This is a genomic window from Ardenticatenales bacterium, assembly GCA_020634515.1.
Lineage (GTDB): Bacteria > Chloroflexota > Anaerolineae > Promineifilales > Promineifilaceae > JAGVTM01.
Window position 1 is genome coordinate 326,516 of record JACKBL010000003.1, and the last position, 14,219, is coordinate 340,734.

The following is a 14,219-nucleotide window of genomic DNA, read 5'->3' on the forward strand; positions in this document are numbered from 1 at the left end:
CACATTAGGGCTGCTTCAGGTCGATCTCAAAGATGTTGTACAACTCTGAGTTCTGCGTCGGGTCCACGCCAAAGTTCAGCACTTCGGGACGGGCCGCGGCCACCTTCAAGCGCAGGAACAACGGGATAACGGGCACGTTCTCCGAGAAAATCAACTGCGCCTGCTTGTGATACTGCTCGTACTCCGGCGTACCCGGCAACGAAGCCAGCGCCGCCTTGCAAGCGACATCATAGTCGGCATTGCTCCAACCCGTTTCGTTTGAGCCGCCCCAGCCAGCCTTATAACCCTCTTCCGGTGGGCCAGGGATCTCGTCCGTGATGTACAGGTTGCAGGACGGGTCCACGCCCGTCAACCAGGCAAACTCGCCCAGGTCAAACGTACGGCCAAACAGCGGACCATCCGGACCATCGGCGAACCACTCGCTCGCGGGCAGGTATTCGAGTTCGATGTCAATCCCGCACTGGATCATGTTCTCCTTGAAGATTTGCGTCAACTGCTGGCGCATCTCATTGCCGGAAGTCGTACCCAGGTTCACTTTGAAGTTCTCGCCCGTGGTCGGGTGGTTGCGGATGCCATCGCCATCCGTATCCAGGAAGCCGGCATCATCCAGCAATTTGTTGGCGGCGTCCACGTCGTACGGCCACTGCTTGTTGTCCTGGTTAAAGAGCGGATGGACGCTGGGGATGTAGCTGCTGATCACCTCGGAACGGCCATACAGGATGTTATCCACCATGCTTTGCCGATCAGTACACATGGTCATCGCCTGGCGCACGCGCACATCATCAAACCAGATAATGCGGTCGCCACCGCGTGCCGTGGAGTCCCAGGGGTCAATGTTGAAGTCGATGTGCTCAAACACGGTACCCGTCTGGAAGTAGGGAACGAGAATGCCGCTGTTTTCCGCTTCAATGAGGAACGGGGCCTGCGTCACGTCCATGCCATCCTGCGTGCCAATGTCGCACTGCCCCGCCAGAAGCTGGGCAATCAACTGGTTGGTATCCGGAACGAACTTGTAGGTGACGCTGTCCAGGTAGGGCAGTCCTTCGGAAGCGCGGTAGTAGTTGGGGTTCTTCACCAGGGTGATATGGTCGCCGGCGATCCATTCGGTCACCATGAAGGCGCCATCGCCCATCGGCATGCGGGAACTCTGTTCCGCTTCCAGCAACTCAGATGCAGTGAAGCCGCTCCAGGCGTGGCGCGGCAGAACCGGCCAGTTGGCGGGACCATTCAGATAGTATTGGGAGTCCACAAAGCCGGGAAGACCGCGCCAGATTGTCGTCAGGTCATCCTTGGCCTCGTAGCTGGCGGTGCGGTCAACCTGGAATTTGCCGCGCGGTGTATCCGGGTCGACGGCCAATTCATAGCTGTAGACGGAGTCATCAGCCGTTACAGGCGTGCCATCAGACCAGATGCGCGGTTTCATGGTCATTTCGACGACCATTTGTTTCATTTCCACCGGAGTGCTGCCATCGAAGGTCACTTCGTCGCCGTTCGCGTTCAGGACAACGAGGCCCTCTTCCAGAGTGGTGGGGTTGTTGTCTTTGTCCATCACCTTGTCGCCAGCGTTGACGGTGACTGTCTCGAAGTAAGCATCTCCATCAGCAATCGAGGGGATTTTCTCCACGCCCTGCGCCTGATAGGCGTAGGAAAGCGTGGTGACGTCGTTCTCATAGATAGCGTGCAGAACGGCGGATTGCGCCAGCATGTTGCCACCGTAAACGTACAACGTTTCCGGTTCCTGCGCCATGCAGACGATCAGGTTCTTCGGTTCGGCAGGCACGAGCGCCGGGGTCGGTGTCACTTCAACTTGCTCCACGACCACGCGCGTCACTTCTTGGGCCTGCCCTTCCACCATCACTTCCTCGGTAACGACGCGGGTGACTTCAACCGTCTCCTTCACCACTTCCGGCTGGCAGGCGGCCAGGATGAGTACACCCATTGCCAGGATTGCCACAATAAGGGCAAATCGTTTGTACGAAAGCATCTTTTCCTCCGATTAGTTCAAATGGGATGGTACCGCTTGCGCGCGGCCATCACAATACGGGATGGGAACGGATTGTCCCCGTTCCTGAGTCTAGGGTGCGCGTTTTGCCGGCATCGCAAACCGCCACCAATACGCGCAAAACAAAGCTGTCTTCCACATCAACAAGAAAGTCCATCAATTGCGCGCATCACCTCCTACAAGAAAGTCGGCCGCGGGGACCTGGGTCCAACATGTCCCCCGCTCCACAACCCAACACCCTGCTATTCAGGGCGCATGATAAGGACAATAAACATTATACGATGGTGTCATCTTAGTGTCAATAGGGTTTCCATGAGAAAAATAGATCGAGATATTTTATCTATTTTTCTTTATAAGATGTCTATTAAGTGTCATTTCGGTGACTTTTTCCTGACGCCGCTCGCGCCTGCCGAACGGCGCGCGGACGCGACGAGCGAGGCATGGCAACGACCGTCGTTCCCCTCGTAGTGCGCCACCAGGCAGGCACGCTTACGGTGTTCAACAAAGTGGACTATCGCTCAAATGTGGAAGTCTACGGCTCCGGAGAGACGGGCCGGGTTCAGCCCCAATAGCGTCGCCGATTCAGCGGCGGAAACCGGTATCGGCCAATCAGTGAAGAAGAATCGAGCATCTGCCCTGCCCTACGGATAGACAAGGTTCATGCTGCCGCTGGCGTCTGTCTGCCCAACGACGGTCAACTCCACCCACCAGACGTCTCCCGCCCGCCATTGGTCAGGCAGCAGGCGGTAACTGAGCGCCAACGGGGGTGGTCCCGTCCGTTCGGCGTAGGGCGTTATGTGCCCGGGTCCAAAGATCCGCAGCGAAAGTGCCTCTGGGGTAATGCCGCTCCAGGTTGTGCGAGCCACAAGCACGCCGACGCCTGCCGGCATTATCACGCTAATCTGGCTGGCATTCTCCGGCGTCAGCAGAAATTGGTCGGTCAGGGGGCCGCCTGACGGATAGAGTAGGGTCAATGAGGCGTCGGCGGCGGCGCTGCCGGCATTTTCAATCACCACATCCCACGCACGCCCCAGCCCCAGGTCCCCATCCGTGAGCGTGTAGACAAACTGGAGCGGGCTGCCGCCATTCGCCTGCGCCGCCACCGCGCCCGTCTCCGGGTTCACCAGGCGCACGTCGAGTTCTTGCGGCCCGCCATCATTCCAACTAAGCGTGAGGCTGATGGGGCCTGCTGCCGGCATAAGCAAGCTATAGCGGCGCTGACCAGAAAGGAGACGTAGACCGTGGTCCCACGTTTGCAACTGCTGCACGACCAGCGTCGGCGTCGGCGTCGGCGTTGGGGTTTGCGTGGGCGCAGGCGTAGGCGTGACCGTGGGCAAGGGCGTGCGCGTGGGCGTGGGCGTAGCGGTTTCGGCGATGGTGGGATTTCTGCCGGCATCCACCTCCGCCCCATCCGCCATCCCATCCCCATCACTATCCGCCCGCAGCGGGTCGGAATGAACCTCATTCACCTCCACCCCATCCGTCAGGCCATCCCCATCCGTATCCGCCACTTGCGGATTCGTCCCCAACTTCTCCTCCTCCCCATTGGCGAGGCCATCCCCATCATCATCCCCCAACTGGCGGGCCATCTCCGCCGTGGCCGTTGCCGCGGCTGCCGCGTCTGCTTCCGCCTGGGCCGTGGCCAGGGCGGCCATCGTAGCCGTGGTCTGCGCCGCCACGGCCCGCTGCGTACTCGTCGCCGCCGCCTGTTGCGCCGCCACCTGCACCGTGGCCGCCGCCGCCACATCCCGCTCCCGCACAAAAGAGAGCAGCGCCGCCGCGGACAGGCAGGCCGCCACCAGCAGCACCAGAACGACGGCAATCAACCATGCCGGCAGCGGCCAGGACCGACCTGAAGAGGCAACTGGGGGCGCGGGCGCGGGCGTGGACGCGGGCGGCGCGGGCGCGGGCGCGGCCGCTACCGCCGCAGATGCTGACGCAAACCAGCGCAGCGTACAGGGGCCAAGTCGTAGTGGAACGCCCGGTGGCCATGGATGCGGATTATGGGGATCCAGAGGCTCTTCCCCCAGGCGCGTGCCGTTGGTGCTGCCCAGGTCGGTCACATGCCAGCCGGCGTCGGTTCGTTCCAGGCGCACGTGCATACGCGAGATACCGTTGCCCGCCAGCACAATCTGGTTCTGCTCGGCCCGCCCCACGGTCAAAGCAGCCTGCGTCAGAGGTATCGTCTGCGCGGGCTGATCGCTGCACTCAACGACCAACCGCTCCCCCGGTAGCGGGGAAACCGGCGACTCCGGCAGCAACGTCGGCGGGGGTTCCGGCGGCATCTGGCGCGAGGCGGAGAGGCGAACGGAGGCGGTCAGGCTCAACATCGGCCCCACCGCCGTTGGCGGCGCGGCCACATCCAACCCATCCCGCTCGCGCGCCAGTTGACGCAAGGCGGCGGCCAGTTCCGCGCCCGTCTGGTAGCGCGCCAGCGGGTCACGGGCAATCGCCCGGCTGATCAGCGCGGCAACGGGCGCGGGCAGGTCCGGGCGCACGGTTTGCGGCGGCGGCGGCGTCTCGCGCAGGTGTTTCACCACGGCGTCCGTGGGCGATTTGATCTGGAACGGCAGCCGCCCCGTAGCCATCTCATACAGCATCACGCCCACGGCGTAGAGGTCGGCGCGACCATCCACGGCTTCGCCCAGGATGTGTTCGGGCGCCATGTAGGAAAGCGTGCCCAGCATGGTTCCCGATTGGGTGCTGAAGTCGCCTTCCAGAATTTTCGCCAGGCCAAAATCGGCGACGAGGGCGCGAATGGGCGGCTCTTCGGCGCGCTCGGATCGTTCCAGCGGTTGTAGCAGCACATTGTCCGGTTTGATGTCGCGGTGGACGACGCCCTGGCGATGGGCGTAATCGAGGGCATCGGCAACCTGAGCCAACACCCAAAGCCCTTCACGTAAATCAATCCACTGCGCCTGCTCCTGTGCCTGGCGCAGCGCCGCACGCAGGCTAAGGCCGGGCACGTAGGCCATGACCAGGTAGAGTAATTCCTGGTAGGAGCCGAAATCGTAAACGCGCACGATGGCAGCATGATCGAGGCGAGCGGCAACTTGCGCTTCTTTCCAGAATCGCTGGCGGAATTCCGGTTCGCGCCCCAGATGTTCGTGCATCACTTTCAGGCTGACGAGGCGGGTGAGGTTGAGGTCGTAGGCGAGGTAGACGGCTCCCATGCCCCCCTGCCCCAACAGGGCGTCAATGCGATACCGTTCGATTTGTTTGCCGACGAGATTGCTCATGTGGTTTCCGTCTTGATTCTTGGAGAATGAACCAATCTTGGGGAGGGTTTGTTCTATACCATCTGGTTAGACGCGCGGCGGGGCCGTTTGGTTCCCCCGGCTACAGTTCTCCCCGGCGCAGGGCGTGAATGAAGGGTTCGTAGGCGGTGGTGTCGGCGTTATGCCGGCATCTGACAAAATAATCCTGCACAATCCGCGCCTGCGCCTCGCGGTTGAAGTACCCCGGCCCCTGACGCGCCTCATAGGCCGCCACCAACCCGGCCACCCCGCCGTAGTCATAGCACGCCGGGCCGTCGCGCCACTGCGCCAGGATGGCCTCCGTCATGTACAGCGTGCCAACTTTCTCGTACTGGTAAACGTGCGTCAGTTCATGCATCAGCAGGGGCAAATTGGCGCGTGTATGCCGACCCGACCGTGGCAGATGGATGGTATGCCAGGTGGCGAAGGCGCGTTCGCCATTTAAATGGAATATCAAGGAAAGGATGCCCCCTGTCGATACGCGCACGTCCTGATAGCGGAGGCCGTCCCAGCCAAACAGAGTGGCGGCAGCGGCGACCTCCATACTGGTCAAGGGCGTCGTATGCGCAAACCAGCGCAGCAGCGCCTGCGCTATCTCCGGGCCGCCAACCAGGTCGAAAAGCTGGACACCCAGGCGATGCAGCGTGGTGAGCGGGGGCATTGGCGCGGCAGCGCGCCGCCAACGCACAGCGGCGGCAGCAGTTACCTGCAGCCGCCGCCACCGCACTGCCCCATCTCGCCAGAGATTCCAGGGCCAGAGCCAGCTATCTTGCAGCCTTTTCGCCAGCCATGTGATGGCGCGTTGCGCCTTATCCGCCCACATGGGCATAATCATACCCGCGGCGGACAATGCCTGCCAATCAGCCAGCCAGCCGTCGTCCGTCAGTTGCCGGATTTAACGTTGATGCTGCCTGAACCCTGCCTGATGACGAGAGTAAGCTGGTTGGCGCTGTCGCCATAACCCTCGGTTTCCCAGACGGGGTTATCTTCGTCGTTGTCGATCTGGTTCAGCCGACCGCCGGCGTTGAAACCACCGCTGCCGCGATTTACTTCCATGCGGAGTTGCATGGAATCGGGTAGGTGGATGGTGACAGAGCCGGAACCGCTATTGATCTCAATTTCGTGCCGCCCAGATGCCGGCAGCGTCATTGTCACGCTGCCCGAACCCAGGTCAAAAGCAGCATCATAGTCGCCATCGGCCATAACGACTTGGGCATGGCCAGAACCGCCATTCATGTCCAGGTAGGTCACCTGCAGGCCGCGCATGTCCAGGTCAACGGCGCCAGAGTTAACGCCGAGGCGCAGATCAAGTGACACGTCCGGGCTGAGGCCAATGTCCCACCGCTGCGCCTCATTCCAGGAAAACCAGGTAGCCGGGTTGAAGACAAAGCCGCCGGCATCTTCCGTGGCCAGGTCAATGGTGGCTTTGCTGCTGGCACTGCTCGCGTCAAAGTTCAGCCGATTCCCATACGTCACTTCGCCCTTGATCACGCTGGCGCTGTCACTGAGCGCGTACAGGTCCGCCCCCGGCGCGCCGAAGTCAATACGCACATCCGCGCTGCTCACATCGGCGCTATACTCAATCGGCTCCCGATGCAGTTCCGGGACCGATGGGGTAATACCAAAACGGCTAAACACGGTATCGCTGGAACTGAGAAGAACGTAACCAAAAACAGCCACGGTGAGGAGGGCCACGATCAGGCTAAGGAGAGATCCGAACGGGCGCGGGGCCTGACGCACGATGATGTTGATGCCGCCGAAAACCAGCAGCAGCGGCCACAGTTGCAGCGCCGCCACCCAGTTCAGATTGGACACGATGCCCAGATTTTGCAGCAAGAAGTACACGCCAACGCTGATCAACAAAATCGGGCCAAACATGGACGGCGAATGCCGCCTGACATAAACGGGTCTCACGCTTTTTTCTTCTTGTTTTAACTCGGTCATGCTACTGCTCCTTCGGGAAAAGCTGTCAACGACTGGCAGTTGACGGTTGCTAGTTGACAGTGGGTCGGCCTGGTTAGCGAAATGGCGAAACCCACCGCTGTTGTCGGGAAAAGACGTAGAAGACAAGAGGCCGCGCCAACAATTCCCGCAAAATTGGTAACTGCTAAGCCAGATTGGACCAATTTTCTCTGGTGAAATTGGTCCAATCTCCAGAGAGCGTTAGTAGTTACCAAAATTGTCTATAAAGGATGGGCGAACTGGCAAGCGAGTGACGGCCCCTATCGGGCCGCGCACCCACAATATCAATACGCAGCCAGTCCGGATTCGTCGCGCAAACCACGTTTCTGTTATGGCGAACATGGCGACAATGGTGATTCCACCACTTTGTGGTAACTGCTAACCCTCTCGTGGGCTGAGCTTGTCGAAGCAGATATTGCCTTCGGCAGGCTCAGGCAACGGGCCAGGTAGTTACTCATCAAGGAGCATACCTGTTTTTGTTGTCAAGGAACGGCAATTAAATCAAACTGACGATGCAATTCCGTGCTTTATTTCGTCGTTAGTCCTAAGCGGAGAAGGACCAACTGATATTGGGGTTGGGGACAACGAGATCGGGACTATGACACTCTTTATCGATATGACGAGTTAATGTCCGTACACGGCTCGCCGGTAGAGGGCTTCGATTTCGTCTACGTGCGCGGCGATGGTGCGCACGGGTTGGATGCCCAGGCTGAGCTGCACCAGCCGCTCGCGGTCTTGCGCCAGCGTCAGCAGGGCGGCGCGCAGGGCGGCGCTGTCACCGGGGGGAACGAGGAGGCCATCCACGTTGTGCCGTACGCGCTCGGCCAGCGCCCCCAGGTTGGAGGCGACCACGGGTACGCCGGCGGCAAATGCCTCCTGGATGACCAGCGCGGCAGTTTCGTACCAGAGGGAGGGGACGACGAGGACGTCCAGGTGGACGAGTTCCTGCCATAATTGTTGGCGGTCTACCTGGCCCGCGAAATGGATGGGGGCGCGGGGGGCCATTTGCCGCAGCGCGCGCGCATAGTCAGGATAGGCGGCCATGTTGCCGTAAATGGTGAGTTGGACGGCGTTATCGGGAATGCCGGCAACGGCCTCGACGAGAACGTGTACCCCTTTTTGCCAGGCGATGCCGCCGACGTATCCTACGTGAAGGTTGCCGGTTGCGGGTCGGGTGCGTGCCGGCATTTTTCGTGGCAGCGCAATCCCATGGGGCACAACCATGATCCGCTCCTCCGGCAGCCCCAGTTCGCCATACAATGCTCGCACAAACCGCGTCGGCGCAATCAAGCGGCTGGCACCCTCCCAGACAGGACGCAGCCGTGCGGCGCGCATGGCCAGCAGCGGAACCAACGCCGGAGAAAGCGGCCACAAACCACCCCGCCCCGCGCGCGCCAGCGCACAGCGCGCACAGTTCAACCACAGACGCGGCCCCGCGCAAATGGTTTCATCGTAGTTCGTGACCAACTGCGCGTTGGCGCACACCCACCAGAAGTCGTGCAGCGTCAGTAAATAAGGAAGTCCGCGCCGCCGCAATTGTACCGGCAACGAGGCGGGTAATCCCAGCAAATGCTGCACGTGAACCACATCCGGCTGCTCCTCGCGCAGCACCTGCGCCAGCGCCGCATCCAGCAATTGGTCGCCAAACGTCGCCAGGAAGCGGCCCGTGGGCGTCACCGGACGCGATGTTGCCGCCCAAACCCGCGCCCCGCCCGGTTCGCGCCATCCCTCCAGGGAGGCTTCCGCGCCGTCGCGCCGGAAAAACACGGCCACATCGTGACCACGCGCCACCAACTGCGCCGCCAACTGCTGCGTGTACAATTCCGTGCCGCCCACGTAGTCGGGCGGGTATTGGTGAACGAGGTGAAGAATGCGCATGAGGGAGGGAATAATGAATGGGTAAATGAGATGGGACTAATTTTCTCCGGTGAAATTGGTCCCATCTCCAGAACGCGTTAGTAGTTACGGAAAATTGTTGAATGATTGCCGTCAGGAGAGACTGGAATAGTTTGGGAAACGACGCCAGTCTGGGACGGGAATCCGATGCTATTTTTCTTTCGTCACGACGGCGCGGTACAGGTTCTCGATCTGGGGCATGACGCGGTCCCAGGTGTGGCGTGCGTACACTTTGGCCTGGCCGCGCTGGCCCAGCCGATGGGCCAGGTCGGGTTGGTGCAGCAGGCGGGAAATGGCCGCCGCCAGGGCCGCCGCGTCGCCAAAGGGCACAAGCAACCCATCTTCCCCGGCGACAATCACGCCCTCCTTGATGCCCCAGGCGTCCGCGCCGATGACGGGTTTGCCGTAGAGCCACGCTTCCAAATAGGTGATGCCAAAGGAATCGACGCGGGAGGGCATCACAAATATATCACAGGCGGCGAGTAAGTCGCGCCGGGTGGCGTCATCAACGGGACCCAACACGAGGATGCGTTCCCGGTCGGCGTCGGGCAGTTGGTTGAGGTAGGATTGAAAGGGGGCGGTGGAAATGCCGGCAAGTACCAACCCCACCTGCTCCCCTTCCCGCCACAACAACCGCGCCGCCTCCACCGTCTGCACCGTTCCCTTGTCCACCGACATCGTGGACAACGACAACAGCAATGGCTGCTTCACGCCATGCCGCCAGCGCCATCTTTCGCCATGCCCCCCCAACACGTCCGCCGCATTGACACCCGTTCCCATCACGGGTAGGCGGGCGACAGGAACACCCCGCCGCGCATAAAACTGCTGTTCCGCCGCCGTCATCATCACTGCCGCCTGGCCGGCACGCACCAGGGCGACCTGGTGGCGCATGGTGTAGAACTGGCTGATGGGATCGCTGCCGGGTGTGGGACCGGCGCCGAGATGGGTAAGCGGATGGGTTACGAATGGCAGGCGGCGGCGGCGAGCCAATTGCCAGCCGGCTTCGAGGAAGGTTTCGTAGCAGATGTTGACACCGACGACCAGGTCGAATGGGTCCGTGGTCGTGTTCAGCCAGTGGCGTAATGCCGGCACTTTCGGCGTCCACCGCGCTACTCTATGCGAAATAGCAACAGGCAACGGGCGTATCCGCGACAGCAGCCACAACAACCGCCGCGCGGCATCATAGCTGGCAGGCATTCCGGGCAGATGACGCACGGGAAAACGCAAGATCCGCACCCCCTCATGCACCTCCTCCGCCGGCGAGATACGCGGCAAATCCGGCTGCCAAAACAGTTCAAAGCCCCGCGCATCCGTCGTCAGCACGGTCACATCGTGCCCTGCCGCCGCCAGCCGCCGCGCAATCTCGCCCAGATGCCGTTCCGCGCCGCCGTGGGCCGGATAATATCGCTGAATCAGGTTCAAAATACGCATGTTTAGGAGTGGCGATGAAAAAAGATGTGCATTGCCAGCTTGAAGTAGCGGTAAGGAAATGACTTCGTCATCTTATTTAAGTCCGCTCCCTGACAGGAGATGGTCAGGCGTCAGCAGGCCAATGCGTAGGCCGCTTCCACGCGCCGGGCCACTTCGTCCCAGGTGTACGTGGTGAGATTTTTCCGCCGCCCCGCCTCCCCCATGGTCCCGGCGCGGTCCGGCTGCGCCAACAGATCGCCTATCGCCCCGGCCAACCCGGCCACGTCGCCATAATCAATCAGCAACCCGTTTTCGCCGTCGTCAATGACACCGGGGATGCCGCCGGCGCGCGCGCCAATGACGGGGCGGGCGTGCTGCCACGCTTCCAGCAGCACCAGGCCCAGGGCGTCGGTGCGCGAGGGGAGCAGCAACATGGCGCACGCTTCCAGGAGGGCGTGCTTCTCTGTTTCACTAACCGGGCCTAGATGGTAAATGGCGGTCCTGTCCACCGCGGGCAGCCGGGCGATAAAACGAGTGAATTCGGGGGTGGCGGTTCCGGCCAGGACGAGGGATATGGATCGACCGGCGCGGCGCAGCCGCAGCACGGCGCGGGCGGCGTCCAACGCGCCTTTGTCCGCGTTGGCGCGCCCCAAGAAAAGGGCGAAGGGCGTGGGCAGGAGGAAGCGGGTCAGGGTGTCTGGTGGCAAAGCGGGCGGTTGGGGATCGATGCCCGCGCCAATGACGCGCAGATGCCGGCAGGAAATGCCGGCATCTCGCAAACCCGCGGCAGTGGCCTCCGTCAAAGTGAGGATGGCGTCGGCGGCAGCCAGCAGGCGGCGCTGATGCGGCATGGTGACGTAGCGGGCGACCAGGGCGTTGACACCGGGGCCGATGTGGGCGTAGGGGGTGAGGAAGTAGGGGAGGTGGTGAATGCCGGCATAATGCCGGCCGGCCAGCGCCGGATACTCCCAGGAAAGATTGAAAGCGTGTACCACGTCGGGGATGGGGAGCCGTGCCAACACCTCATCCAATCCCACCAGCGGCGGGAAAGCGCGGGCCAGGCGCTCCAGCCAGCCCGGCGGCACGGCGGGCAACAGCGAGATACCGGCCATAATGCGGCGACGCGCCATCAGCGCCGCCCGCCCACCGGTGATGGGTCGCAACGAACAACGCATAATCGTAACCCCATCATTTGCCGGCAGGTCCCGCGCCGCGACGGAAACGCCACGCCAAAAATCAGCTTCAGCCGCGGCGGCGCTGGTGATGACGGTCAGTTGATGTCCACGTTGGCTGAGGATGTGCGCGAGGGATTGAACGTATCGTTCGCCGCCACCGGGAACGGGAGGATAGGCGGGGGTGAGAAAGAGCAGGCGCATGAGGGGAATAGTAGCCGCCTTGCCCCATTTTGGCGAACGCTTGAAGGTGTACCAGGAGACCTTCCCAGAAGCTACGTCAAGATAGCTTCTGGGAAGGTGATTGTTCATTTTCGGACAATCACGGATGAAAGATACCCGGCGTATACACGTCGCTGATTGTGCCCAGATGTAGCGTGACCGGGAGCGTAGCGGGACTGCCGGCAATGGGCGCGCCTCCCACGCTGGCATGGATGTCCACCTCGCCCACGGCCGTCACGCCTTCTTCATATTGGTACACCACCACCGTCACCGTCACCTCCGCCGTGCCGCCGGACGCAATCGTCCCAGACGATGGCGACGCCCACAGTCCCGACCCGACGGTGGAGATGGACCAGGATATGGTCTCTTCAGACATGTTAGGAATCACGAGCGTCTTTTGCGCGTTTCCTGGCTCGCCGATTCCATGCAGCAGCGTGATGTCATCCACGCCCAAATGCAGGCGCGGCGGCGCGGGGATGGCGCTGGTGCGCTGCGCATTCCGCTTGAACAGCGGCCAATCCGCCGCGGATGTGGAGCTATCCAGGTCAAAGGCATACACGATGCTGTTTTGGGCGATCAGTTCCAGTCGGCCATCGCCGTCAATGTCGCCCACGGCGGGGCTGTTCAGCAGGGGGCCATACGTGTAGTAGATGGGGCGGGTATTGTTCGGGAAATCGTCCCCCGTCAACTGCTGCCCATCTCCATCAATCACGGTAACGGTCCAACTGTTGTTGAGGAAGATCTCCATCTTGCCGTCTCCATCATAATCGCCCAGGACGGGACTCTGGTCAAACGTGACGCCGGTTTGCCCCTGCTCGCGGCGCGGCGTCATGGGGAAACCGGGAACGGGCTGCCCGTTGGCGAAGAAGGCATACAGCCTGGAGTCAAACGTGGGTACGATGATTTCCGGTGCGCTGTCTCCGGCAATGTCCCCAATCACGGGAGAAGCCGGCGAAAGGCCGCTGAGTTGTTTCGGCCAGCCGGGGAGGGAATTCCCGTGGCGATCCCAGCCATTGAGGACGAAGCCATTGGTAGGGTGGGAAGGGCTGTTCTGGTTGTAGAATGTGCCCGTGCCCACGAAGATTTCCGGATAGCCGTCGCCGGTGACATCGGCAATGGCCGGCGTGGATTGGATGATTTCCAGAATGTATTGGGGAAAGCCGGCGAGGAAGGAGCCGTCTTGCTGTAAGCCGTAGAGGGAGCCGCCACAGTAGCCCGCGGGGCGTCCTGCCGGAGGGGCATAGGGACAGGTCCAACCGTGGGCGTTGCCACCATAGCGGGAATCGTAGCCGCCCTCGTCCGTGCCGACGAAGATGTCGGGCAGGCCATCGCCGTTCACGTCCGTGACGGCTGGCGAACTCCAGACGGTGTCCGCCAGCGCGCCGTTGAGGTTGGTCCAGTCGGGCAGGCGGCTGTAATGGTAGCTGGAGGGGGGAAAGCCGGGCAGGAGGGAACCGTCGGGGTTCCAGGCGTAGAGGCGTTTGTCAAAGCCACCGGCGACGATCTCCAACTGCGGGTCGTTGTCCAGGTTGACCAGGGCGGGGGTGCTGTAGATGCTGTCGCGGCAGCCATCGCCGTTCTGGTCGTAGGATTGGCGGGGCCAGCCGGATCGGATGGAGCCGTCGTTTTCCAGGACGATCATGCCACCATGGTGTACGGGGCCGCATTGGTCGGCGGTTGCGCCGACGCCGACGACGATTTCAGGCAGGCCGTCGTTGTCTATGTCGGCGACGGCGGGGGATGAGGCTATTTCGTGTGTACCTGCCGGCATTCCAAACGCCGGCGCCACGTCTCGTACCCACAAAACCGCCCCGTTGTTGCGGATCGCCACCACATACCCCTTATTCGTCCCGACCACGATGTCTGGCAAGCCGTCGCCGTTCAAATCCGCCAGCGCGGGCGAACTGAAGTGGCAATGCGTGGTCCCATTGCTGCACGAGCGACTGTAGGCGCTCAGGTTTACTTCCCATTTGCGGGGGGCTACGCCAGCACCAGGATCGGGTGCGCCGGAATAAGTGACCGGAATGTTCAAGAAAGCCATGAAGAGGATAAGGCTGAGAAAAATCAGTCGTGTCTTAGAATTCATATACGTCCCATCTCGAGTTGTCAGGTTTTCAACAGCACGCAAGGCTGGACAATCACTTGTCTCGATTTGTGGGAAGCATAGGGGATGGATTGCAGTTTCCGTGTAAAGCACAACACAGCCCCAGGCAAGGTGCGTGGGACTTTGGTCACGACCTGCGTCATGGTGTCTGCATCGTTTTGCCGGCAAAAAAGGGGCTTTACAAAACAAGTAGG

The 14,219-nt window shown here is 61.6% G+C and carries 8 protein-coding genes; all 8 read right to left on the reverse strand.

Annotated elements, in window-relative coordinates; all coding sequences use genetic code 11:
• Positions 1 to 4: 4 nt before the first annotated feature.
• The 8 genes from H6650_10240 to H6650_10275 all read right to left on the reverse strand — a co-directional run bounded on the left by H6650_10240 (position 5) and on the right by H6650_10275 (position 14,007).
• Complete coding sequence (locus tag H6650_10240; protein ID MCB8952380.1) at positions 5 to 1,984, reverse strand: peptide ABC transporter substrate-binding protein; 1,980 nt, start codon at positions 1,982 to 1,984, stop codon at positions 5 to 7.
• Positions 1,985 to 2,643: 659 nt separating this feature from the next.
• Positions 2,644 to 5,241, reverse strand: a complete 2,598-nt coding sequence (locus H6650_10245; protein MCB8952381.1) for a protein kinase — start codon at positions 5,239 to 5,241, stop codon at positions 2,644 to 2,646.
• A 100-nt stretch (positions 5,242 to 5,341) separates the two neighbouring features.
• Entirely contained in the window at positions 5,342 to 6,082 is a 741-nt protein-coding gene (locus H6650_10250; GenBank protein MCB8952382.1) for a DUF4157 domain-containing protein, read from the reverse strand.
• A gap of 59 nt (positions 6,083 to 6,141) precedes the next feature.
• A complete protein-coding gene (locus H6650_10255; GenBank protein MCB8952383.1) occupies positions 6,142 to 7,203 on the reverse strand; it encodes a DUF4097 family beta strand repeat protein in 1,062 nt (353 codons plus the stop codon).
• A 642-nt stretch (positions 7,204 to 7,845) separates the two neighbouring features.
• Positions 7,846 to 9,099, reverse strand: a complete 1,254-nt coding sequence (locus H6650_10260; protein MCB8952384.1) for a glycosyltransferase family 4 protein — start codon at positions 9,097 to 9,099, stop codon at positions 7,846 to 7,848.
• A gap of 168 nt (positions 9,100 to 9,267) precedes the next feature.
• The gene (locus tag H6650_10265) at positions 9,268 to 10,548 is read right to left on the reverse strand and encodes a glycosyltransferase family 4 protein (GenBank protein ID MCB8952385.1); all 1,281 of its coding nucleotides are present in this window, start codon (positions 10,546 to 10,548) and stop codon (positions 9,268 to 9,270) included.
• A gap of 110 nt (positions 10,549 to 10,658) precedes the next feature.
• Positions 10,659 to 12,011: a glycosyltransferase family 4 protein gene (locus H6650_10270; protein MCB8952386.1), complete on the reverse strand. Its 1,353-nt coding sequence runs from the start codon at positions 12,009 to 12,011 to the stop codon at positions 10,659 to 10,661.
• 10 nt (positions 12,012 to 12,021) lie between these two features.
• Positions 12,022 to 14,007, reverse strand: coding sequence for a VCBS repeat-containing protein (locus H6650_10275; GenBank protein ID MCB8952387.1), 1,986 nt, complete (start codon positions 14,005 to 14,007; stop codon positions 12,022 to 12,024).
• Between the last annotated feature and the right edge of the window lie 212 nt (positions 14,008 to 14,219).